Raw genomic sequence first — 23,950 nt, 5'->3', positions numbered from 1 at the left:
GTAGGGTATATTTCGCTTTTAATACACAAAGTCATTCAAGTTGTATCAAGGCGGCAAGGGAGCGAATCCCCGGGAGCATAGATTGCTATGTGACCTGGGTGAGTGAGGGCAGCCAACGCAGAGACAGCTTGAAGGATGAAGTGTATACAGGAGAAACTATGCTGCCCGACTCATCCATCCGATTAAATAAATACATCAGTGAAAGCGGAATCTGCTCGCGCCGCGAGGCGGATCGCTTTATCGAACAAGGGAATGTCTTCCTGAATGGTAAACGCGCCACCATCGGCGATCAGGTGATGCCTGGCGACGTCGTAAAAGTAAATGGTCGGTTGATTGAGCCGCGTGAAGCGGAAGATCTGGTTTTTATCGCGCTGAATAAGCCGGTAGGGATTGTCAGCACCACCGAAGACAGCGAACGCGACAACATTGTTGATTTCGTGAATCACAGCAAGCGCGTGTTTCCAATTGGTCGTCTTGACAAAGATTCTCAGGGACTTATCTTTCTGACCAACCACGGCGACCTGGTGAATAAAATCCTGCGTGCCGGTAACGATCACGAAAAAGAGTATCTGGTGACGGTCGATAAGCCGGTCACTGATGACTTTATCCGTGGGATGGGGGCCGGTGTGCCTATTCTCGGTACCGTCACCAAAAAATGTAAGGTGAAGAAAGAAGCGCCGTTTGTGTTTCGCATTACGCTGATTCAGGGGCTTAACCGTCAGATCCGTCGTATGTGCGAACACTTTGGCTATGAAGTTACCAAGCTTGAGCGTACGCGTATCATGAACGTTGGTTTGTCTGGTCTGCCGCTTGGTGAATGGCGCGACCTGACAGATGACGAACTGATCGATCTGTTCAAGCTGATTGAGAACTCGTCCTCAGAAGCCAAACCGAAGGCGAAAGCGAAGCCAAAAACCGCAGGCATTAAGCGTCCGGTGGTGAAAATCGAAAAATCAGCGGAGAAAGAGAGATCGCGCCCGGCGGCAAACGGTAAGCGTTTTACTTCGCCGGGACGTAAGAAGAAGGGACGTTAACGTCTGCCGCGCGTCGGCGTATTTGCTGACCAGGAAAACGATGCTTCCGCATCCGGTTTATAGGCCTGCTTTTTCTTCAACTGGCGGGCTTTTTTTGCTTCTGCTTCGCGCAAGGCCATCAGTTTATCGATGTACTCTTTCTTGATGCTGTTGGTCTCTGCGTTGGTCAGCAGGCGACCATGCGCAATGCGCGCGCGGTCGAGCAGCGTTTTCAATTCACGCTGTTCGCGCTCGGTCATCTCTTTTTGGGTAATGCGGGGGAGTGCCATAAGGGTGCCCTCTGTTAGCCGATATCCTCAGTGTACGGTAATTCGTGCAGAATAAAACTAATCCTGAAAGAGCCTCGCAAAATATAGCTTGTTGAAGTGACGGAATTTCTATTCTGATTTAGCGTAATGACAGGAAAACGTGTGGGTTACACATTTTATTGTTTGTATAAAATTTTATACAAGGATGTGTTATGCTTTCAATAAAGCGGGCCTTAAAGCCCATTGTCTGGATTGGCAGTTCATTTGATGATTTACGTAGCTTTCCTGAAGATATACGTAAAACCGCTGGTTTTCAGCTACATCGTCTACAGGCTGGATTAGAAGCTGCTGACTGGAAGCCGATGCCAGAGATAGGTCGAGGTGTTGAGGAGGTAAGGCTCAGGTATGAATCTGGCGCGTACCGAATCATCTACATTGCTCGCTATGCTAACGCGGTCTATGTACTGCATTGCTTCAATAAAAAGACGAAACGTACTTCTGAGCACGATAAACACATTGCTAAAGTTAGGTATCGAACCGCTTTGCAAGAAGACAGGAATCAGAAATGAACAATACCGTTGATAATAAGGTTCGCCATGTAACCTCTCCGGATGTCAATATTTTTGCCGAACTGGGGTTTGCAGAAGCGGAAGCGAAGAGCTTAAAGCATGATGCTGAATGCGAGGTCGAACAACTCATTCGCCTGAAGCAGCAGTTGATGCAAGAAATTTCCGGATGGATTGATGAAAACCATCTGAAACAAGCGGAAGCTGCTGTGAAACTGAATATTTCCCGGCCCCGTGTTTCAGATGTTGTTAATCAGAAAACCAACAAATTTACCCTTGATGCGCTGGTCATGATGCTGGTGAAGTTAGGAAAACCAGTAACAGTTCAGATTGGGTAATGTGAGATAATGTTTATTGTATCTGATCGCTGCGAACGCTTTCCCAGCTCAGCCCGAAGCGGGCGAGATATTTTCGCAAGCGGTCTGCATCGTTAGGATTGGCTTTTTTCTGCCGTGAGACGGCAAACAGTTCGCGTCCGGCTTCCGACAGCGACGCGCTGCGGCGACACACTTCCAGCACCGTTTCTAACTGGCGGCGATCGAAAAGGTCAATGTCCATGTTCAGTTCCGGTTGCGTAGCGGTAATCTGCCAACTCTCTTTTAACAGCGCAATTTCTTCTTCGACAAGGGATAAGGTGATGCGTCCCTGTTCGGCAAGCGTCGCCATTCGCGCGATGGATGAACTTAGCTCGCGAAAATTGCCGCGCCACTGCGCCTGTGGGGAGCAGGCAAATGCCAGATAACAAGCACGTGCCTCTTTGTCGAAACGGATCTGCATCTGTTTACTGCTGGAAAAACGGTGTAGCTCATACTCGACGTTCGGAGCGATATCTTCCCGCCGCTGCGCCAGACCGGGCAGGGCGAAGTTCCACATATTGATACGCGCGTAGAGATCTTCGCGAAAACGGCCCTCGGCGACACATTGCTGCATGTCGCGATGGGTTCCGGCAATCAGCTGAAAATCGCTCTGTACTTCTTTGTCCGAGCCAAACGGGAAAAAGGTTTTTTCTTCAATCGCTTTTAGCAGCATGGCCTGTTCGTCTAACCCCAGTTCGGCTATCTCATCGAGAAACAGCACGCCGCCATCCGCTTCTCGCAGCAGTCCGCTGCGCGCCGTGAGTGCGCCAGTAAACGCCCCTTTCACGTGACCGAACAACGTAGACATCGCGTTGTCGCCACGCAGGGTTGCACAGTTGACGGCGACCAGTTTTCCCGCCACCAGATGCCTCGACTGGCGTAGCTGAAAAATACGTTTCGCCAGAAAGGATTTACCCGCGCCGGTGGGGCCGGTGAGCAGGATCGGGTCGGTCGAACGTAGAGCCACACGCTCAATGCGATCGATCAGTTTATTGAAGGTGGCGTTGCGCGTATCAATCCCGGCCTTCAGAAAAGAGACAGACTGCTGCTGTTCGCGCTGAAAACGACTGGTGAGCGTGGCGTAGCGGCTTAAATCGAGATCGATTACCGAGCAAACGCCGGCGGAAACGGCCTCATCCGATGAACCGGCTGGTGCCGGGCTGGTTTGCAGCAGGCTGGCGGGCAGGTAGCGGGCTTCAGTTAGCAGAAACCAGCAGATCTGCGCGACGTGCGTCCCGGTGGTGATGTGCACCAGATACTCTTCGTTTTCCGTATCAAAGCTGTAGTGGGTGGCGAAGTCGAGAAAGGCGGCGTAGACCTCTTCAAAATCCCAGGGGTCGTTAATAGTCACGGCATGCGGGCGTACTTCGGTGTCAGGTGAGAGCAGCGCGACGTCTTCAATCAACCTTTGCGCCATGCCTTCATCGCGTGGCTGGTGGAGCAGTTCCAGTCTGTCGACAGGGAAATCAGGCTGTTGGCACAATCCAACCGTGGGGCGCCACTTTTTAAACCGATTGGCGCGTTTACCGCGTTTGTCCAGCACCGTACCCAGTACGCCAATTACAACCCGCCGCTTTTTCATGGTTTATCCAAAAAGATAAGTTAAGAGATTAAAAGATAAAAAAATTAACCGAGTGAGACAACTGCCAATATTGGCGACAACAATTAAATTTATATAAATCAATTCATTAAAAATAAATTCTGACGATTTTCATTTCTGGCACGCTTCTGGCAATAACTCTTACGTCAATCACGCTGAAAACGCAGGGGGTTAAACCCCGCCGGCACGTCAGGAACGGCACAGGCTGTTTTCCGGGAGTGTTCCGTCAGCCACTGACACACAGTGGGTTCGATTCCCAATTTCATCCTCCGAATGAAAACTGGTTGTTAATCATAGAAATAAAACGGAGCGATGCGCAGTTAGCACGCTCCAGAACAGGCTGCCGGTAAAGATGCCGTGCGACAGGCAAAAGGGAATTCCCCTGCCGCTTCGCCCCTGCACCCGCGCCTGACTCACAATAAGGAATAAAAAATGAAGAAAAAAATCACTATTCGTAAAGGCCAGCTTGGCCTGTTATCCCGACAGGGTGATTACTATCAGGTACTGGATGCAGGTGAACACCGTTTGCCATGGTTTAACACACCGGATGTTCTGGTGATCAATACCGATGGCAGCGAAATTCCGGAAGCTCTGGCGGAGTATTTACGTCGCTTCCAGCCTGCATGGGTGGAGCAGTACTGTGTGGTGGCCGATTTAACCGATACCGAAGCGGGTGCGCTGTATGTGAACAGCGTCTTGCAGGAAATTTTGTCACCGGGAACGCGCCGTCTGTACTGGCGCGCAGAGGAAGCACTGAAGCTGGTGCGTATGGATACGCGTCAGGTTTCGGTACCGGTTGAGGTGATGAATGCAGTGTTACAGCCACGACGTAACGGTACGGTGAAAGGTCGTGAAGCTATCTTAACGGTACAGGTTCCTGCGTGGCATGTTGGTGTGCTGAAAATTGATGGCGAAACCCAGACGCTGTTGCCGCCAGGGTTGACCGCATACTGGAAGGTAAACCATCTGATTGAAGCCGAAGTTGTTGATACTCGTTTACAGGTACTGGAGGTCGGTGGACAAGAGATCCTGACCAAGGATAAGGTCAACCTGCGTTTAAATCTGGCCGCAAACTGGCGTTATGGCGATGTGTTGCTGGCTTTTGGCCAACTAACCAAACCGCTGGATCACCTTTACCGCGAATTGCAGTTTGCCCTGCGGGAAGCGGTGGGAACGCGCACGCTGGACGAGCTGCTGGAAGATAAGCAGGTGATCGATGAGGTGGTGAGCGCACAGGTGAAAACCCGAATGACGCCGTTTGGTATCGAGGTCGCTTCGCTCGGCGTGAAAGATATTGTCCTGCCGGGTGATATGAAGGCCATCCTGTCCCAACTGGTTGAAGCTGAGAAATCCGCCCAGGCCAACGTGATCCGCCGTCGTGAAGAGACTGCCGCGACGCGATCGCTGTTGAATACCGCGAAAGTGATGGAAAACAACCCGGTGGCGCTGCGCTTAAAAGAGCTGGAAACCCTTGAAAGAGTCGCTGAACGTATCGATAAAATCTCGGTGTTCGGGGGCCTGGACCAGGTGCTGCACGGCCTTGTGAACATAAAAGGATAAGAATAATGAGCTACAACACAGTGGACGGCGCGATGCGTGAAAGGGTATTGCGCCAGCTAAAAGAGGTTGAGCAGCGCTATGGCGTCAGGGTGCTGTATGCCTGTGAATCCGGCAGCCGTGGCTGGGGGTTTGCCTCGCCGGACAGCGACTACGACGTGCGATTTCTCTATGTTCATCCGCCCGAGTGGTATCTGCGGATCGAAGCGCCACGAGATGTTATCGAGTTGCCGATAGATGATGAGCTGGACGTCTGCGGCTGGGAATGGCGCAAGGCGCTAGGATTACTGAAAGGCGCAAACCCTACGCTTATTGAGTGGCTGGATTCGCCAGTGGTCTATCAACAGGATGAAGTGACCGTGTCGGCGCTGAAAGCGTTGGTGCCTAAATGGTTTTCCCCGCTACGTGCCCGCTGGCACTACTACTCGATGGCGCGGAAAAACTTCCGTGGCTATCTGCAAGGTGACGACGTGCGATTGAAAAAGTACTTTTACGTCATTCGCCCGCTGCTGGCTGTGCGTTGGGTGGAGGCGGGGAAAGGCGTGCCACCGATGCGTTTTGCCGAGCTGCTGGCGGGAAGTGAACTGGATGCGCCATTGCGTCAGGAAATTGATGAGCTGCTGGAGCGCAAGCAGTGTGCGGGTGAAGCGGAATACGGCCCGCGCCGTCCACTGTTGCATGCATTTATCCGCGCCGAGCTGGAAAGAGGAGAGATTCCGCCGACGTTACCGGATAGTCGGGAAGGCGATGTCAGGGAGTTGGACAGATTGTTATATGAAACGGTAATGTGGTGAAAATGCCCGATGGTACAAGAGCCATCGGGCGTTGGCATCTACTCACTTACTCACTCAAACAAATTATGGTGCAGCTTCTGTACCACCTGTTCGGCTTCAGTACCGGGCACCAGGAAGCACAGGTTATGGCTGGACGCGCCGTAGCAAATCATGCGGATGTTGAATGGCTCCAGTACGCCGAACACCTCTTTACCCACTCCACAGGCTTTGGACAGGTCGTTGCCAATCAGTGCCACCAGCGCCAGGCCTTCTTCCACTTCAACCCGACACAGGGCAGACAGTTCCATCAGCAGAGACTGTGTTAACAGTGTATCGCCGGTGGAGGTCGAACCGGTGGTATCCAGCGTCAGCGCCACGCTGACTTCGGATGTGGTAATTAAATCGACCGAAATGTTATGGCGTGCGAGGATGCCGAACACTTCCGCCAAAAAGCCGCGAGAGTGCAGCATATTCAGGCTATGCAGCGTTAGCAGCGTTTGCTTACGGCGCAGTGCCAGCGCCCGGAACAGCGGTGGATTCGCGGTTTTATTGCATACCAGCGTACCGCCTGCTTTTGGATCCTTACTCGAGCCAACAAACACCGGGATATCGCTACGCACGGCAGGTAACAACGTTGCCGGGTGCAGCACTTTCGCGCCAAAGGTCGCCATTTCTGCGGCCTCTTCAAAGGCGATTTCATCAATACGCTGCGCCGCCGGAACAACGCGCGGATCGGTCGTGTAAATGCCAGGAACATCGGTCCAGATATCGACGCGCGTGGCGTGCAGCGCTTCGGCCAGCAGGGCAGCCGTATAATCGCTCCCGCCGCGCCCCAACGTGGTGGTGCGGCCTTTACCTTCACTGCCGATAAAGCCCTGAGTAATCACCAGACCTTCGCTCAGACGCGGGGCCAACTGGAGCGTTGCCAGTTCGGCCAGCGCCGCGACGTCAGGTTCTGCGCGGCCAAAACGATCGTTGGTGCGCATCACTTTACGTACGTCAAACCACTGCGCCTGCACGTTGCGCTCACGCAGGATCTCGACGAACAGCAGGGTAGACATCAGTTCGCCGTGGCTGACCAGTTCGTCGGTCAGCGCGGTTGAAGTCGCCAGTGACGCCGCTTCAGCCAGCGTGGTGATGTTTTCCAGCAGACGGTCGATCTCTTCACGTATCACGTTTGGATAACGCAGGCGTTCCAGAATATTGAACTGAATTTGACGAATGGCATCGAGTTTTTCGAAGCGCGCGGTTGGCTCCAGCCCTTCAGCCAGTGCGACCAGCAGGTTGGTGATTCCCGCAGAAGCGGAAAGTACCACTACACGGACGTTAGCATCAGAAAGTACTACATCAGCGCTGCGATTCATGGCATCAAAATCCGCCACGCTGGTACCGCCAAATTTGGAGACAACTACATCAGTCATAACTACCTCGTGTCAGGGAATGAATAGAGCGACCATGGCACATAAGGCAGAACAGAAACCGGTGCAGGCGCAAATGCAAATACCGTATTTATAAATAAAATGTGTAGCTTGCACTGTCAACGCTGGGATTATGCGGATTTTTCATGCTGCAACTGCGTTGAGTAACGGTACTAATAACAACGCTGATAACCGCTATACTTTTTAGCCACGTTTGGCGGATGCCCTGGCAATGGCATTAAAACAATCACACTTTTCTGTGACTGGCGTTACAATCGATCTCAGTCACAATTCTCAAAATCAGAAGAGTATTGCTAATGAAAAACATCAATCCAACGCAGACCTCAGCCTGGCAGGCACTACAAAAACACTTTGAAGAAATGAAAGACGTTACTATCGCGGATCTTTTCGCGAAAGATAGCGATCGTTTCACTAAGTTTTCCGCGACGTTTGACGATTTGATGCTGGTGGATTTCTCCAAAAACCGCATCACTGAAGAGACGCTGGCTAAACTGCAGGATCTGGCGAAAGAAACCGATTTGGCGGGTGCCATCAAGTCCATGTTCTCCGGTGAGAAAATCAACCGCACTGAAGACCGTGCCGTGCTGCACGTGGCGCTACGCAACCGTAGCAATACGCCTATCATCGTTGACGGCAAAGATGTCATGCCGGAAGTGAATGCTGTGCTGGAGAAGATGAAATCCTTCTCTGAAGCGATCATCTCCGGAAGCTGGAAAGGCTATACCGGTAAAGCCATCACTGATGTAGTAAACATCGGTATCGGCGGTTCTGACCTCGGCCCGTTCATGGTGACCGAAGCGCTGCGTCCGTACAAAAATCACCTGAAAATGCACTTTGTGTCTAACGTCGATGGTACGCACATTGCCGAAGTGCTGAAGAAAGTGAACCCGGAAACCACGCTGTTCCTGGTCGCTTCCAAAACCTTCACCACCCAGGAAACCATGACCAACGCCCACAGCGCGCGCGACTGGTTCCTGGCGACCGCAGGCGACAACAAGCACGTTGCCAAACACTTCGCTGCGCTCTCCACTAACGGTAAAGCGGTTGGCGAGTTCGGAATTGATACTGCCAATATGTTCGAGTTCTGGGACTGGGTTGGCGGTCGTTACTCCCTGTGGTCTGCAATCGGTCTGTCCATCATCCTGTCCGTAGGCTTCGACAACTTTGTTGAGCTGCTCTCCGGCGCGCATGCGATGGACAAACACTTCTCCACCACTCCGGCTGAGAAAAACCTGCCGGTGCTGCTGGCGCTGATCGGTATCTGGTACAACAACTTCTTCGGTGCCGAAACCGAAGCAATTCTGCCGTATGACCAGTATATGCACCGTTTCGCGGCTTACTTCCAGCAGGGTAACATGGAATCCAACGGTAAATACGTTGACCGTAACGGCAATGCGGTGGATTACCAGACTGGCCCAATCATCTGGGGTGAGCCGGGTACTAACGGCCAGCATGCGTTCTACCAGCTGATCCACCAGGGCACCAAAATGGTTCCATGCGATTTCATCGCGCCGGCCATCACCCACAACCCGCTGTCGGATCACCATCCGAAACTGCTGTCTAACTTCTTCGCGCAAACCGAAGCGCTGGCATTCGGTAAATCTCGTGAAGTGGTTGAGCAGGAATACCGCGACCAGGGTAAAGACCCGGCAACGTTGGACCACGTTGTGCCGTTCAAAGTGTTCGAAGGTAACCGCCCAACGAACTCCATTCTGCTGCGCGAAATCACGCCGTTCAGCCTGGGTGCGCTGATTGCACTGTACGAACACAAAATCTTCACTCAGGGCGCTATCCTGAACATCTTCACCTTTGACCAGTGGGGCGTTGAGCTGGGCAAACAGCTGGCGAACCGCATTCTGCCAGAGCTGAAAGATGGTTCCGAAGTGAGCAGCCACGACAGTTCTACCAACGGTTTGATTAACCGTTATAAGTCCTGGCGTGCCTGATAGCACACACTTGTAGGCCGGATAAGGCGTTTAGCCGCATCCGGCATTAATGAAATAAAAAGCCGATATTAATATCGGCTTTTTATAAGAATGCTCCAGGATATCTACGTTCTAACTTCATACCTTAATTGAGCTTAATCCTAAAATAATTTTCTTAATGCTATTCAATTTCTGATGTTTTCGGATTTACCGGATATTGCATTTTAATTTTTATATTTTAATTTGTTGATTTAGTTGTCTTTATTGTATTTGTTGATCGTTTTTCCTTTCGTTATCTAATTATCCTAAATTCCCGCTTGGCGTAATTTGCACACTTTGGCTTGTGTATACTCGATCTCGCCCGAAATTCTTTTGGGTAAATCTCCATTCATACAATGAAGGGAATTTGTGATGAAAAAAGTTCTGTATGGCCTGTGGGCTATATCTGCGCTTGCGGCGACTTCTGTCTATGCCGCCCCCGTTCAGGTGGGTGAGGCGGCAGGGTCGGCTGCCGCGTCGGTTTCGGCAGGAAGTTCCTCCGCAACCAGCGTGAGCACCGTAAGTTCTGCAGTGGGGGTCGCCCTGGCGGCGACCGGTGGCGGCGATGGTTCTAATACCGGAACCACAACCACCACAACCACCAGTACCCAGTAATAAAGGTACGTTTAATTCTAACCACACTTCGGTGTGGTTATTTTGAATTGCCAAATGTATGTGGGATTTGTAGGCCGGATAAGCGTCGCGCCACCCGGCAATAATGCGGAGAAACGTCGTGAAGCGACCAGCGCTCATAATGGTTTGCCTGTTACTGCAGGCGTGCTCAGCCACCACCGAAGGGTTGGGGCATTCGCTGTGGGATAGCGTGTTTGGTACTCCCGGCGTACAGATGACGGACGATGAAATCCAAAATATGCCCTACGCCAGCCAGTATATGCAGCTAAATGGCGGTCCCCAGTTGTTTGTGGTACTCGCGTTTGCGGAAAACGGACAGCAGAAATGGGTGACTCAGGATCGGGCTATTCTCGTCATGCAGCATGGGCGCATTGTGAAAACGCATCTCGGCGGGGACAACCTAATTGAGGTGAATAATCTGGCGGCAGACCCACTCATCAAACCCAATCAGATAGTCGATGGCGCAACGTGGACCCGCACAATGGGCTGGACTGAACATCAGCAGGTACGCTATGCCACCGCGCGATCGGTTTTCAAATGGGATGGCGCAGACACCATCAAGGTCGGCAGCGATGACACCCCGGTACGGATCCTCGATGAAGAGATAACGACCGATCAAACGCGCTGGCATAACCGCTACTGGATCGACAGTGAAGGGCAGATTCGCCAGTCGGAACAGTATCTTGGCGCGCATTACTTCCCGGTGAAAACCACGCTGATTAAGGCGGCAAAATCATGATCAAACGAGCCGTTATGGCGCTGCTGTTGGGCCTGAGCGCAGCGTCTGTTTTTGCTGCGGGCAATGTCAAAGTAATGATTGCAGGCAGCGCTGAACCCAAAATATTGACCGGCGCGGAGCATCTGCTCGACCTGGTTGGACAGCCGCGGTTGAGTAATAGCTGGTGGCCAGGCGCGGTTATCAGCGAAGAGCGGGCAACGATGGAGGCGGGACGTCAGCAGCAGGCATTACTGGCTCGCCTGGCGACACTGGGCGCTGAAGAAAGCGGTGACGATGCCGAGGCTATCAACACCTTACGCCAGCAAATTCAGGCGCTGAAGGTGACCGGCAGACAGAAAATTAACCTTGACCCGGATGTGGTGCGCGTCAGCGAGCGAGGCAACCCGCCGTTGCAGGGCAATTACACGCTGTGGGTCGGAGCGCAGCCAACGCATATCACGCTGTTTGGCATGCTAAGCCATCCGGGTAAACAACCGTTTATGCCCGGGCGTGATGTTGCCAGTTATCTCGATGGGCAAAGTCGGCTCAGCGGCGCGGATCGTAGCTTCGCCTGGGTTATCTATCCTGACGGGCGCACGCAAAAAGTACCGGTCGCTTACTGGAACAAACGTCACGTTGAGCCGATGCCCGGCAGCATCATTTATGTCGGACTCTCTGATGCTGTCTGGAGCAGCACCCCGGATGAAATTAATGCCGACATTCTTCGCACCCTGACCCAGCGGATACCCGAATAATGAGAAAAACTTATCTGCTCAGCTTACTGGCGCTGGGCGTAAGCGTTGCCTGCCACGGTGAAACCTGGCCCGCGCCCATTGGACCTTCGCAGTCCGATTTTGGCGGCGTGGGGCTGCTGCAAACCCCAACCGCACGCATGGCACGTGAGGGCGAAATGAGCCTCAATTACCGCGATAACGATCAGTACCGCTACTACTCTGCGTCGGTGCAGCTCTTCCCGTGGTTGGAAACCACGCTGCGCTACACCGATGTGCGTACCAAAAAATACAGTAGCGTGGAGTCGTTTTCTGGCGATCAGACTTACAAGGATAAAGCTTTTGATCTCAAACTACGGCTGTGGGAAGAGAGCTACTGGATGCCGCAGGTGGCGGTTGGCGCGCGAGATATTGGCGGAACTGGCCTGTTCGATGCGGAGTATATTGTGGCGAATAAAGCCTGGGGGCCGTTTGATTTCTCGCTTGGCCTGGGCTGGGGATATCTCGGGACCAGCGGTAACGTCAGCAATCCGTTTTGCTCATACAGTGATAAATTCTGCTATCGCGATAACAGCTACAAGCAGGCCGGTTCTATTGACGGCAGCCAGATGTTCCACGGCCCGGCATCACTGTTTGGCGGCGTCGAGTATCAGACACCCTGGCAGCCGTTGCGTCTGAAACTGGAGTATGAGGGAAACAATTACCAGCAGGATTTTGCGGGCAAGCTGGATCAGAAGAGCAAGTTTAACGTCGGCGCTATTTATCGCGTCACCGATTGGGCCGACGTTAACCTCAGCTATGAGCGCGGGAACACCTTTATGTTTGGGGTCACGCTGCGGACTAACTTCAACGATCTGCGGCCAAACTATAACGACAACGCCCGCCCGAAATATCAGCCACAGCCGCAGGATGCCATCCTGCAGCACTCGGTGGTGGCGAATCAGCTAACGCTGCTGAAATATAACGCCGGACTGGCCGATCCTAAAATTCAGGTGCAGGGCGATACGCTGTATGTGACCGGTGAACAGGTGAAATACCGTGATTCGCGCGAAGGGATCGAACGTGCCAACCGGATCGTGATGAACTATCTTCCCGATGGGATCCGCACGATCCGTATTACGGAAAATCGTCTTAACTTGCCGCAGGTGACGACCGAAACGGAGGTTTCCAGCCTCAAGCGTCATCTGGAAGGCGAACCGTTGGGCCATGAAACCCAGCTGGCGCAAAAACGCGTTGAGCCCGTGGTGCCGAAAACGACCGAGCAGGGCTGGTATATCGATAAGTCACGCTTCGATTTCCACATCGATCCGGTGCTTAACCAGTCGGTGGGCGGCCCGGAAAACTTCTATATGTATCAGTTGGGCGTGATGGGAACGGCGGATTGGTGGGTTACCGATCACCTGCTGACCACCGGGAGTTTGTTCGCCAACCTCGCCAATAACTATGACAAATTTAACTACACCAACCCGCCGCAGGATTCGCATTTGCCACGAGTGCGTACCCATGTGCGCGAGTATGTGCAAAACGATGTCTACGTGAATAACCTACAGGCCAACTACTTCCAGTCACTCGGAAACGGGTTCTACGGACAGGTTTACGCTGGCTATCTGGAAACCATGTACGGCGGAGCGGGGGCAGAAGTGTTGTATCGTCCGTTAGACAGCAACTGGGCGTTTGGTGTTGATGCCAACTACGTGAAACAGCGTGACTGGCGTAGCGCGCAGGACATGATGAAATTCACCGACTACAGCGTGAAGACCGGGCATTTGACGGCGTACTGGAATCCGTCATTCGCTCAGGATGTACTGGTGAAAGCCAGCGTGGGCCAGTATCTGGCGGGAGATAAGGGCGGAACGCTGGAAGTGGCGAAGCGCTTTGACAGCGGCGTTGTGGTAGGCGGCTATGCGACCATTACCGACGCCTCGCCGGATGAGTACGGAGAGGGTGATTTTACCAAAGGGGTGTACGTATCCGTGCCGCTGGATCTGTTCTCGTCAGGTCCGACCCGCAGCCGTGCGGCGATTGGCTGGACGCCGCTAACGCGAGATGGCGGCCAGCAGCTTGGACGTAAGTTTGGTCTGTACGACATGACCAGCGACAGAAGTGAGAACTTCCGTTAATACGCGATCGCCCGGTGCGTAGAGCTTACCGGGCCGTAGGCCGGATAAGGCAAAGCCGCCATCCGGCAAGGATCTTCTGGAGAACAAAAAATAAACAAAAAATGTAGATCTCTGTCACATTTTTGCGTTATACAGGAACCTCGCCACTGAGTAAGAGGTGCTGTTATGACGTCGCTATCTCGTCCGCGCGTGGAGTTTATCTCCACCATCTTACAGACCGTGTTGAATCTGGGACTGCTGAGTCTGGGCCTGATCCTGGTTGTATTCCTCGGGAAAGAAACGCTGCATCTGGCGGATGTGCTGTTCGCGCCGGAACAAACCAGCAAGTATGAGCTGGTGGAAGGGCTGGTGGTTTACTTCCTCTATTTTGAATTTATCGCGCTGATTGTGAAGTACTTTCAGTCGGGGTTTCACTTTCCGTTGCGCTATTTTGTCTATATCGGGATCACCGCGATTGTGCGGTTGATCATTGTCGATCATAAAGCACCGATGGATGTGCTGATCTATTCCGCGGCGATCCTGCTGCTGGTGATCACCCTGTGGCTGTGTAATTCAAAACGGCTGAAGCGAGAGTAACAGACAACACGCCGCAATCGGGCTGCGGCGTGTTGCAGGTCAGGGTTACTGCGCAGAGGCAGGCTGGGTTTTCTCTGCGGCGGGTTCCCACAGTTCTTCAAGTTCTTCCAGCGTTTTGCCTTTGGTTTCCGGTACAAACTTCCACATAAACAGCGCCGCCAGAATACCCATACAACCGTAAATCCAGTAGGAGAAACCGTTGTGGAAATGGGAAACCAGCCACGAATTTTTGTCCATCATCGGGAAGGTCCAGGAGACGAAATAGTTCGCCAGCCATTGTGCGGCCACCGCAATGGCGAGCGCTTTGCCGCGAATCGCATTGGGGAAGATTTCTGCCAGCAGCACCCAGCAAACCGGTCCCCAGGACATGGCGAATGCGGCGACGTAAAAGAGCATCGACAGCAGAGCAACCAGCCCGGAAGCCTGGGTATAAAACGCGGTACCGAGGCTGAACATACCAATGGCCATGCCCAGAGCACCAATAATCTGCAGCGGTTTGCGACCAAATTTATCCACCGTCATGATCGCCAGCACGGTAAAGCTCAGGTTGATCACGCCAACAATGATGGTCTGTAACAGTGCCACATCGGTGCTGGCTCCCAGCGTTTTAAACACCTCTGGGGCGTAGTAGAGCACGACGTTAATACCGACGAATTGCTGGAAGATAGACAGCATTACGCCGATGACGATAACGCCTGCGCCAAACATCAGCAGGCGACCACCGGTTTTACGACCATGTTCCAGAGACTGATTGATCTCCTGCATGGCCTGGGTAGCGAGGGTGCTGCCCATAATTTTGCGCAGAATACCTTCCGCCTGCTCGTGTCTGCCACGCGCCATCAGCCAGCGCGGGCTTTCTGGTACGGTGTACAGCAGCAGTAAAAACAGCAGGGCGGGAATACTTTCGGACGCAAACATATAGCGCCAGCCATCGGTATTCAACCAGTTAGCGTCGCCAGAACGGGCGATAAAATAGTTAACGCAATACACCAACAATTGACCAAAAATAATGGCGAATTGGTTAAATGACACCAGTTTTCCACGAATATGTGCGGGTGCCAGTTCAGCAATATACATTGGTGAGAGCATTGAGGCTAAACCTACGCCAATACCACCAATGATACGATAAATAACAAATTCGGGAACGTATCCGGCCAAATAAACAGGTACGGCGTTATCTGGATTAATCGTCGTAAAACCTAATTCCGGCCAGGCTGAACCAATACCGGAAATAAAGAACAGCAGAGCCGCGATTTTCAGCGAGTCCCGGCGGCCAAACCGGTTACTGCAATAGCCGCCCAGTGCACCGCCGATGATGCAGCCTATCAACGCACTGGCGACGCAAAAGCCCAACAGCGAGTTGGCGGCGGATTCACTTAAATGTTGTGGTGCGACAAACACGGTATTCAGGGATTCTACCGTTCCGGATATGACCGCAGTGTCGTAGCCGAATAATAGCCCTCCTAACGTTGCCACTAATGTAATCGAAAAAATATAACTGGAATTATATTGAGAGTTCATTCAGACCTGCCTTAGAGGATACAGCTCTTTTGATCAGTGCCGTGATGTTGAATTTAACAGGCAGGGAAGACAATTATCATTTTTTACATTGCAATTATGTTTTGTCTTTTCTGTGATCTTAATTCTGTTTGATTTATCTATATTCAGACAGGAAATAGAATTGCAGTGATGGAGAGCACGAAAGGAAATAATCGTAACAGTGATGCAAAATAACATAAAAAAAGGGCGCTCCGTAGAGCGCCGAATAACAGTCACAGGTTGGGATAACATAAGTTGAGGGTTGCAGTGGCATTGCCCGTTGCCGGGCAGATACTTCGGTAAAACTTAACCTTTCACACCACCCGCGGTCAGACCGTTGACTAGCCAGCGCTGTGCCAGCAAGAACACCAGAGTGATCGGAATGGCTGAAAGTACAGCCGCGGCGGCAAAGTCGCCCCACAAATAGTTCTGTGGGTTGAGGTACTGCTGCATACCTACCGCAAGGGTATAGCTGTTCACATCACGCAGCAGCAGTGACGCGACCGGTACTTCGGTAATAGCGGCAATGAAAGACAGAATAAACACGACCGCCAGAATCGGAACGGAAAGCGGCAACAGCACCAGGCGGAATGCCTGCCACGGCGTAGCGCCATCCAGCGCGGCCGCTTCTTCCAGTGAGCCGTCGATAGTTTCGAAATAGCCCTTAATCGTCCATACATGCAGCGCAATACCGCCGAGGTAGGCGAAGATCACGCCGCCGTGCGTGTTCAGGCCGATAAACGGAATGTACTGGCCCAGGCGATCAAACAAAGCATACAACGCGACCAGAGACAGCACCGCCGGGAACATCTGGAAAATCAGCATCCCTTTCAGCAGGGTTGCTTTGCCCGGGAAACGCATACGGGCAAAGGCGTAAGCACAGGTAGTGGAAAGCGTCACGATACCGATCGCGGTAATGCTGGCCACTTTCACCGAGTTCCACAGCCATAACAGTACCGGGAACGGCGGTGGCGTCACACGGCCATCCGCGTGTTCAACGCTAAAGCCCAGCGCCAGTTTCCAGTGTTCCCAGGAGATGTTTTCCGGGATCAGGCTGCCGGTGGCAAAGTTACCTTCGCGCAGCGAGATAGCGATAACCATCAGCAGCGGGAACATGATCGCCGCGATAAAAATCAGCAGCCCTAAGTGCGTTGCGAATAAACGTAACTTTTGTGATTTCGGTTGGACCATAGCCATTGTCGTTATCTCCCTTAATCAAACTTCATACGTGTGGCTTTCAGGTTCACAATCGCCAGCGCACCAACCAGCAGGAAGATCAGCGTGGCAATCGCCGCCGCCAGACCGAAGTCCTGACCACCGCCGCCTTCAAAGGCGATACGGTAGGTGTAGCTCACGAGCAGGTCGGTATAACCGGCTGGTGTGGTGGTACCAAGACGGTCCGGACCACCGTTGGTCAACAGCTGAATCAGCACGAAGTTGTTAAAGTTAAAGGCGAAGCTGGCGATCATCAGCGGCGTCAGCGGCTTAATCAGCAGCGGTAGCGTAATCTTAAAGAAGTTCTGGAACGGACCTGCGCCATCCATCGCCGAGGCTTCATATAGGTCGTCAGGAATCGCTTTCAGCAGACCCATGCACAGGATCATCATGTATGGATAACCGAGCCAGGTGTTGACGATAATAATCATCGAACGCGCGGTGGTTGGGTCGCTGAACCAGGCCGGTTTGATGCCAAACAGCGCGCTCAGCATCATGTTGATTTCACCAAAGCTCTGGTTGAATAAGCCCTTGAAAATCAGAATCGAGATAAACGACGGTACGGCATACGGAAGAATCAGCAGGACGCGGTAAATCGCTTTGCCTTTGAGAGACTCCCACTGTACGAGACAGGCCAGCACCATGCCCACGGCAACGGTCAAAATAACGGTCAGTACCGAGAAGACCACCGTCCAGACGAAGATGGCGAAGAATGGTTTCTGGATGCCTTCGTCGGTAAACACGCGGGTGAAGTTATCCCAGCCGATGGCAACGGTGTAGCCCGGGCTGAGTTTTTCGCTACCCCAGCTACCGTCAGCGTTAATCGCCTGATAATAACCAATATCGTTGTTGGCGCGGTATTTTACGCCGCTCTGGCTGTTGGTGAGTGTGCCGTCTTCAGTGAGCGTATAAAGTGGCTGCGTGCCGGAAAACTGGCGCAGCGAACTCATGGTAACTTTGCTTTCATCCGGCAGGATGGCGGTCAATTGGGTAAGCGCCTGGCGATTCTGCGTGATGATACGCAGCGTTGCACGTTCGCCTGCCGGTAGCGCCTCGGCTTCTTTCAGTTGCAGTTTCTGCTCGCCGCCAAATTTAAAGGCGTCAGAAAGGTAATTCTTGCCGGTTTCACCGTCGGTGAGGGCCAGTTGCCACTCATCACCCGCCGGATACAGGCCAAAGTTGTAGGTTTTCCCAGCCTGGTACGAACGATCCATCAGGACTTCCTGAGCACGCTCAAATGTCAGCTGGTTGGTACTGCTGTAGTTGGTAAAAGCAATGGCGATCGTACAAACCAGCGGAAACAGGACAAACAGCCCCATACCGGCAACGCCCGGGTAAACATAGCGCCAGGCATAGGCTTTACGGTTAGCGAAAATATACAGGCCAGCAGAGCTTAAAATCAGCGTCATGATGGCAAACAGGTACTCCCCCTGAGCGTACATCAAAACAACAAGGTAACCGACCAGCAGCCCAAGCAGACCCATCACTGACCATTTCAGCGTGTCGCTTTGCCACCAGTGTTTCTTTTTAATGACATCCATGGGGTTCAATCCTCAACAACAATGAAAACCTGTTGGTCAGCGTGCCTGATGGCGCTGCGCTTATCAGGCCTACAGGGTATGTAGGCCGGATAAGGCATTTATGCCGCCATCCGGCACGTTCACAACTGCATTACTTGGTGATACGACCCTGCGCGTCCTTCAGTGCGGCATCGACGGTCTGACGGCCGCTGGCTGCGTTGATCACTGCGGTACGAACGGCATACCAGAATGCGGACATCTGTGGGATGTTCGGCATGATTTCGCCTTTCTGGGCGTTATCCATGGTGGCGGCGATACGTGGGTCTTTCGCTAACTGATCCTGGAAGGATTTCAGCGCAACGGCGCCCAGCGGTTTGTCCTTGTTCACTTCATCCAGACCCTGATCGGTCAGCAGGTAGTTTTCGAGGAACTCTTTCGCCAGTTCTTTGTTCGGGCTGGCGGCGTTGATACCGGCGCTCAGAACGCCAACAAACGGTTTAGACGCTTTGCCTTTGAAGGTTGGCAGTAGCGTGACGCCGTAGTTGATTTTGCTCTTATCGATGTTGGACCACGCCCACGGACCGTTGATGGTCATCGCGGTATCGCCTTTGTTAAAGGCCGCTTCGGCGATGGAGTAATCGGTATCCGCGTTCATGTGTTTGTTCTTGATCAGATCAACCAGGAAGGTCAGACCCGCTTTCGCGCCAGCGTTATCCACGCCCACGTCTTTCACATCGTACTTACCGTTCTCAAACTTGAACGCGTAACCACCGTCGGCGGCAATCAGCGGCCAGGTGAAGTACGGTTCTTGCAGGTTAAACATCAGCGCAGATTTACCTTTCGCCTTCAGCTCTTTATCCAGCGCAGGAATTTCTTCCCAGGTTTTCGGTGGATTTGGAACGAGGTCTTTGTTGTAAATCAGCGACAGCGCTTCAACCGCGATCGGGTAGGCAATCAGTTTGCCGTTATAGCGTACGGCATCCCAGGTGAACGGATAGAGCTTGTCCTGGAAAGCTTTGTCAGGCGTGATTTCAGCCAGCAGGCCAGACTGAGCGTAGCCGCCAAAACGGTCATGTGCCCAGAAGATGATGTCCGGGCCGTCGCCGGTTGCGGCAACCTGCGGGAATTTCTCTTCCAGTTTGTCAGGGTGCTCAATAGTGACTTTGATCCCGGTGTCTTTCTCGAATTTTTTGCCCACTTCAGCGAGGCCGTTATAGCCTTTGTCGCCGTTAATCCAGATAACCAGCTTACCTTCTTCAATCTTGGCGAGAGCCGAGGCGGAAAACATCATCGTCGTTAATGCAGACAATGCGAGGATGCGTGCGCCAGTTTTGATTTTCATAGTTCCCATCCTGTTTGGTGATTTTGCAGAGGTGGCTTAACGGTTACTAGTTTCTTTATACGACAACCTCTTTCCATCCTCCTTACCCCTACGCCCCACCCGCTCTTTATGTGATCTGTGTTACATAAATGTGAGTATTGCGTACTGGCGCACATAAAAACCCACCGATTTTTGCAGGCTGCATCACGAAATTCCTCTGAGGCTGGTGGCCCGGGTCTCAGACGCTGCTCTCTCATCCTCCCGCCTCCTCCCCCATAAAAAAGCCGGGGGGTGGAGGATTCACGCAGTCAAGGGATCGCGCATAGTCAGCCCATCATGAATGTTGCTGTCGATGACAGGTTGTAACGAAGGGAGAAGGGCATGGCGAGCGTACAGCTACGAAATGTAACGAAAGCCTGGGGTGACGTGGTGGTATCGAAAGATATCAATCTCGACATTCACGAAGGGGAATTCGTGGTGTTTGTCGGACCGTCAGGCTGCGGTAAGTCGACCTTGCTGCGTATGATCGCCGGACTTGAAACCATCACCAGTGGTGACCTGTTTATCGGGGAGACCCGGATGAACGACATTCCGCCCGCCGAACGCGGTGTGGGCATGGTCTTTCAGTCCTACGCGTTGTATCCCCATTTGTCTGTCGCGGAGAACATGTCGTTCGGCCTCAAACTGGCCGGAGCGAAAAAAGAGGTGATGAACCAGCGCGTGAATCAGGTTGCGGAAGTTCTGCAACTGGCGCACCTGCTGGAGCGTAAACCGAAAGCGCTTTCCGGCGGACAACGTCAGCGTGTGGCGATTGGCCGTACGCTGGTCGCCGAACCGCGCGTATTCCTGCTGGACGAACCATTGTCGAACCTCGACGCCGCTCTGCGCGTGCAGATGCGTATTGAAATCTCCCGCCTGCATAAACGTCTTGGCCGCACGATGATTTACGTCACCCATGATCAGGTCGAAGCGATGACGCTGGCCGACAAAATTGTGGTGCTGGATGCCGGTCGCGTAGCGCAGGTTGGTAAGCCTCTGGAACTGTATCACTACCCGGCTGACCGCTTTGTGGCGGGCTTCATTGGTTCCCCGAAGATGAACTTCCTGCCGGTGAAAGTCACGGCAACGGCGATTGATCAGGTGCAGGTTGAATTACCAAACCGCCAGCAAGTCTGGCTCCCGGTAGACAGCCATGCGGTACAGGTTGGCGCCAACATGTCTTTAGGTATCCGCCCGGAACATCTGCTGCCCAGCGATATCGCCGATGTCACCCTTGAAGGTGAAGTGCAGGTGGTCGAGCAGCTTGGTCACGAAACACAAATTCATATCCAGATCCCCGCCATCCGTCAAAACCTGGTTTACCGCCAGAACGACGTGGTGTTGGTAGAAGAGGGTGCCACATTCGCTATCGGCCTGCCGCCAGAGCGTTGCCATCTGTTCCGTGAGGATGGCACTGCATGTCGTCGGTTGCACCAAGAGCCGGGCGTTTAAGGCCCCCATAAAAAAACGAAACGCAAAACCATTCGCAGTTTTAGAAGGTGGCAGCGTTTAAAGAAAAGCAATGATCTCAGGAGATAGAACGATGATTACTCTGCGCAAACTCCCTCTGGCGGTTGCTGTAGCAGCAGGCATTATGTCTGTTCAGGCAATGGCTGTGGATTTCCATGGTTATGCTCGTTCCGGCATTGGCTGGACAGGTAGCGGCGGTGAACAACAATGTTTCCAGGCAACAGGTGCACAAAGTAAATACCGTCTTGGTAACGAATGTGAAACCTATGCGGAAATTAAATTAGGTCAGGAAGTGTGGAAAGAGGGCGATAAGAGCTTCTACTTCGACACTAACGTTGCCTACTCCGTTGCACAGCAAAATGACTGGGAAGGGACTGACCCGGCCTTCCGTGAAGCCAACGTGCAGGGTAAAAACCTGATTGAATGGCTGCCAGGCTCCACTATCTGGGCCGGTAAGCGCTTCTATCAGCGTCATGACGTCCACATGATCGACTTCTATTACTGGGATATTTCAGGTCCTGGTGCTGGTATTGAAAACATCGATCTGGGCTTCGGTAAACTATCTCTGGCAGCAACCCGTTCTCAGGAAGCGGGCGGTTCATACGCGTTCAGCAGCCAGAATATCTATGACCGTACCAAAGACACCGCGAACGATGTATTTGACGTTCGTTTAGCGCAGATGGCTACTAACCCGGATGGTATGTTGGAGCTGGGCGTCGACTACGGTCGTGCTAACACCACCGACGACTACAGCCTGGCAGACGGCGCATCTAAAGACGGTTGGATGTTCACCGCTGAACATACCCAGAGCATGCTGAAGGGCTACAACAAGTTTGTGGTTCAGTACGCGACAGATTCTATGACCACTCAGGGCAAAGGCCTGTCTCAAGGTTCCTACGGCTCATCTAGCATTACTATTGATGGCGTGAACTATGCCAACAATGTTGTGAATAACAACGGTAGCCTGGTGCGCGTACTTGACCACGGTGCTATCTCTCTGGGCGACAAGTGGGACCTGATGTACGTCGGTATGTATCAGAATATCGATATGGATAACGACCTGGGGACCGAATGGTACACCGTCGGTATTCGTCCGATGTACAAATGGACGCCGATCATGAGCACCCTGATGGAAGTCGGCTACGACAACGTCAAATCTCAACAGACTGGCGATCGCAACAGCCAATACAAAATCACCCTGGCGCAACAGTGGCAGGCAGGCGACAGCATCTGGTCTCGTCCGGCAATCCGCGTCTTTGCAACCTATGCAAAATGGGATGAAGAGTGGGGCTACGTTAAAAATGGTAACAACGTATCTAAATACGCAGCTGCAACAAACTCTGGTATCAGCACCACCAGCCGTGGCGACAGCGATGAGTGGTCCTTCGGTGCTCAGATGGAAATCTGGTGGTAATTCAGCACTAACCTGACGTAAAGACCGAAAGAGGGGCGCAAGCCCCTCTTGATTACGGTTTAGCGCGCTATTGCCTGGCCACCGCTGAACCCATGCTATCTGAGGTGATAACAATGAAAATGAAGAAAAGTCTCGTTGCCCTTTGTTTATCTGCAGGGTTATTTGCCAGCGCGCCTGGCATCAGCCTGGCCGATGTAAATATTGTTCCGCAGAACACCACCGCGGCCCCAACAATCCCAACTGCTGCGCTGCAACAGTTAACCTGGACGCCGGTTGATCAATCTAAAACTCAGTCCACACAGCTTGCCAATGCAGGTCAGCGTTTAGATGTTGCTGGTATTACTGGCCCGGTCGCAGCCTATAGCGTACCGGCGAATATTGGCGAACTGACCCTGACGCTGTCCAGTGAAGTCAACAAACAAACCAGCGTATTTGCGCCAAACGTCTTAATTCTTGACCAAAACATGACGCCATCTGCGTTCTTCCCCAGCAGCTATTTCACCTACCAGGAGCCCGGCGTGATGAGTGCCGATCGTCTGGAAGGCGTAATGCGTCTGACGCCAGCGCTGGGCCAGCAAAAACTGTATGTTCTGGTCTTTACCACAGATAAAGATCTCCAGCAGACCACGACCCTGCTCGACCCGGCGAAAGCTTATGCCAAGGGCGTCGGTAACGCTGTTCCCGATATTCCGGACCCGATCGCGCGTCATACCACCGATGGTCTGCTGAAACTGAAAGTCAAAACCAGCTCCTCCTCCAGCGTGCTGGTCGGGCCGCTGTTCGGTTCTTCCGGCCCTGGCCCTGTCACTGTCGGCAATACCGCAGCGCCTGCAGTGACTTATGCGGCTCCGGCGGCAGCCGTTGCCGCTCCAGCGCCGCAGCCGGTGAAGAAAAGCGAGCCAATGCTGAACGACACGGAAAGCTATTTTAATCAGGCGATTAAGGATGCAGTTGCAAAAGGCGATGTTGATAAAGCGCTGAAGCTGCTTGATGAAGCGGAACGTCTGGGATCCAAATCTGCCCGATCCACCTTTATCAGCAGTGTAAAAGGCAAGGGGTAAACATCTCCCCACATTGTTGATTTTGCAACAACTGGTGCGTCTCCTGGCGCACCTTT

At 52.7% G+C, this 23,950-nt stretch carries 21 protein-coding genes; 14 read left to right on the top strand and 7 right to left on the bottom strand.

What is annotated here, in order from left to right:
- The first annotated feature begins 158 nt into the window (after positions 1-158).
- On the top strand, positions 159-1,034 hold the full coding sequence (gene rluF / locus ACHHZ7_RS21860; RefSeq protein ID WP_060683083.1) for a 23S rRNA pseudouridine(2604) synthase RluF: 876 nt from the start codon (positions 159-161) through the stop codon (positions 1,032-1,034).
- Here the strand turns inward: rluF and ACHHZ7_RS21855 are convergent.
- Complete coding sequence (locus ACHHZ7_RS21855; protein ID WP_003826541.1) at positions 1,031-1,303, bottom strand: DUF3811 domain-containing protein; 273 nt, start codon at positions 1,301-1,303, stop codon at positions 1,031-1,033. The two genes, rluF and ACHHZ7_RS21855, sit on opposite strands and share 4 nt — an antisense overlap.
- A gap of 191 nt (positions 1,304-1,494) precedes the next feature.
- Here ACHHZ7_RS21855 and ACHHZ7_RS21850 point away from each other — a divergent pair, with 191 nt between their 5' ends.
- The gene (locus ACHHZ7_RS21850; protein ID WP_008786902.1) at positions 1,495-1,851 is read left to right on the top strand and encodes a type II toxin-antitoxin system RelE/ParE family toxin; all 357 of its coding nucleotides are present in this window, start codon (positions 1,495-1,497) and stop codon (positions 1,849-1,851) included.
- Complete coding sequence (locus tag ACHHZ7_RS21845) at positions 1,848-2,186, top strand: helix-turn-helix domain-containing protein (protein WP_008786903.1); 339 nt, start codon at positions 1,848-1,850, stop codon at positions 2,184-2,186. Before ACHHZ7_RS21850 ends, ACHHZ7_RS21845 begins: the two co-directional genes overlap by 4 nt.
- Before the next feature lie 13 nt (positions 2,187-2,199).
- Here the strand turns inward: ACHHZ7_RS21845 and rtcR are convergent, their stop codons facing one another.
- Positions 2,200-3,786 carry an RNA repair transcriptional activator RtcR gene (rtcR, locus tag ACHHZ7_RS21840; protein WP_060683084.1) on the bottom strand — a complete coding sequence of 529 codons (1,587 nt, stop codon included), beginning with the start codon at positions 3,784-3,786 and terminating at the stop codon, positions 2,200-2,202.
- 450 nt (positions 3,787-4,236) lie between these two features.
- Between rtcR and ACHHZ7_RS21835 the strand changes: the two genes are divergently transcribed.
- Both ACHHZ7_RS21835 and ACHHZ7_RS21830 read left to right on the top strand, forming a co-directional pair.
- Positions 4,237-5,364: a slipin family protein gene (locus ACHHZ7_RS21835; RefSeq protein ID WP_060683085.1), complete on the top strand. Its 1,128-nt coding sequence runs from the start codon at positions 4,237-4,239 to the stop codon at positions 5,362-5,364.
- A gap of 5 nt (positions 5,365-5,369) precedes the next feature.
- Positions 5,370-6,155 carry a nucleotidyltransferase domain-containing protein gene (locus ACHHZ7_RS21830; RefSeq protein ID WP_060683086.1) on the top strand — a complete coding sequence of 262 codons (786 nt, stop codon included), beginning with the start codon at positions 5,370-5,372 and terminating at the stop codon, positions 6,153-6,155.
- 50 nt (positions 6,156-6,205) lie between these two features.
- Here the strand turns inward: ACHHZ7_RS21830 and lysC are convergent, their stop codons facing one another.
- Positions 6,206-7,555, bottom strand: coding sequence for a lysine-sensitive aspartokinase 3 (gene lysC, locus ACHHZ7_RS21825; protein ID WP_032942084.1), 1,350 nt, complete (start codon positions 7,553-7,555; stop codon positions 6,206-6,208).
- A gap of 314 nt (positions 7,556-7,869) precedes the next feature.
- On the opposite strand from lysC, the gene pgi reads away from it, so the two are divergent.
- The 6 genes from pgi (at position 7,870) to psiE (ending at position 14,315) form a co-directional block, all read left to right on the top strand.
- On the top strand, positions 7,870-9,519 hold the full coding sequence (pgi, locus tag ACHHZ7_RS21820) for a glucose-6-phosphate isomerase (protein WP_060683087.1): 1,650 nt from the start codon (positions 7,870-7,872) through the stop codon (positions 9,517-9,519).
- 390 nt (positions 9,520-9,909) lie between these two features.
- Positions 9,910-10,152: an exopolysaccharide production protein YjbE gene (gene yjbE, locus ACHHZ7_RS21815; RefSeq protein WP_003826562.1), complete on the top strand. Its 243-nt coding sequence runs from the start codon at positions 9,910-9,912 to the stop codon at positions 10,150-10,152.
- A 118-nt stretch (positions 10,153-10,270) separates the two neighbouring features.
- On the top strand, positions 10,271-10,909 hold the full coding sequence (locus tag ACHHZ7_RS21810; protein ID WP_060683088.1) for a YjbF family lipoprotein: 639 nt from the start codon (positions 10,271-10,273) through the stop codon (positions 10,907-10,909).
- Positions 10,906-11,643 (top strand): capsule biosynthesis GfcC family protein, encoded by a 738-nt coding sequence (locus tag ACHHZ7_RS21805; protein ID WP_060683089.1) that lies wholly within the window; start codon positions 10,906-10,908, stop codon positions 11,641-11,643. Before ACHHZ7_RS21810 ends, ACHHZ7_RS21805 begins: the two co-directional genes overlap by 4 nt.
- Positions 11,643-13,739 (top strand): YjbH domain-containing protein, encoded by a 2,097-nt coding sequence (locus ACHHZ7_RS21800; protein WP_192463994.1) that lies wholly within the window; start codon positions 11,643-11,645, stop codon positions 13,737-13,739. The genes ACHHZ7_RS21805 and ACHHZ7_RS21800 overlap by 1 nt, the downstream gene beginning before the upstream one ends.
- Before the next feature lie 165 nt (positions 13,740-13,904).
- Positions 13,905-14,315 (top strand): phosphate-starvation-inducible protein PsiE, encoded by a 411-nt coding sequence (psiE, locus tag ACHHZ7_RS21795; RefSeq protein WP_003031674.1) that lies wholly within the window; start codon positions 13,905-13,907, stop codon positions 14,313-14,315.
- A 45-nt stretch (positions 14,316-14,360) separates the two neighbouring features.
- Here psiE and xylE read toward each other — a convergent pair whose 3' ends face one another.
- From xylE to malE, 4 genes are all read right to left on the bottom strand, one after another.
- A complete protein-coding gene (gene xylE, locus ACHHZ7_RS21790; RefSeq protein WP_060683090.1) occupies positions 14,361-15,836 on the bottom strand; it encodes a D-xylose transporter XylE in 1,476 nt (491 codons plus the stop codon).
- Positions 15,837-16,160: 324 nt separating this feature from the next.
- On the bottom strand, positions 16,161-17,051 hold the full coding sequence (malG, locus tag ACHHZ7_RS21785) for a maltose ABC transporter permease MalG (protein WP_003826575.1): 891 nt from the start codon (positions 17,049-17,051) through the stop codon (positions 16,161-16,163).
- A 14-nt stretch (positions 17,052-17,065) separates the two neighbouring features.
- On the bottom strand, positions 17,066-18,610 hold the full coding sequence (gene malF, locus ACHHZ7_RS21780) for a maltose ABC transporter permease MalF (RefSeq protein ID WP_048215136.1): 1,545 nt from the start codon (positions 18,608-18,610) through the stop codon (positions 17,066-17,068).
- A gap of 130 nt (positions 18,611-18,740) precedes the next feature.
- Positions 18,741-19,931: a maltose/maltodextrin ABC transporter substrate-binding protein MalE gene (gene malE / locus ACHHZ7_RS21775; protein WP_003031680.1), complete on the bottom strand. Its 1,191-nt coding sequence runs from the start codon at positions 19,929-19,931 to the stop codon at positions 18,741-18,743.
- A 360-nt stretch (positions 19,932-20,291) separates the two neighbouring features.
- Here malE and malK point away from each other — a divergent pair, with 360 nt between their 5' ends.
- The 3 genes from malK to malM all read left to right on the top strand — a co-directional run bounded on the left by malK (position 20,292) and on the right by malM (position 23,894).
- Positions 20,292-21,401, top strand: a complete 1,110-nt coding sequence (malK, locus tag ACHHZ7_RS21770) for a maltose/maltodextrin ABC transporter ATP-binding protein MalK (protein ID WP_008786916.1) — start codon at positions 20,292-20,294, stop codon at positions 21,399-21,401.
- A 91-nt stretch (positions 21,402-21,492) separates the two neighbouring features.
- Positions 21,493-22,833 carry a maltoporin gene (locus ACHHZ7_RS21765; RefSeq protein WP_020996090.1) on the top strand — a complete coding sequence of 447 codons (1,341 nt, stop codon included), beginning with the start codon at positions 21,493-21,495 and terminating at the stop codon, positions 22,831-22,833.
- A 113-nt stretch (positions 22,834-22,946) separates the two neighbouring features.
- A complete protein-coding gene (gene malM / locus ACHHZ7_RS21760) occupies positions 22,947-23,894 on the top strand; it encodes a maltose operon protein MalM (RefSeq protein WP_060683091.1) in 948 nt (315 codons plus the stop codon).
- The last annotated feature ends 56 nt before the right edge of the window (positions 23,895-23,950 follow it).

The sequence above is a fragment of the Citrobacter freundii complex sp. 2024EL-00216 genome, from assembly GCF_043945515.1.
In the GTDB taxonomy this organism is placed as follows: domain Bacteria; phylum Pseudomonadota; class Gammaproteobacteria; order Enterobacterales; family Enterobacteriaceae; genus Citrobacter; species Citrobacter portucalensis.
This window is presented reverse-complemented; position numbering and strand designations above follow the sequence as displayed.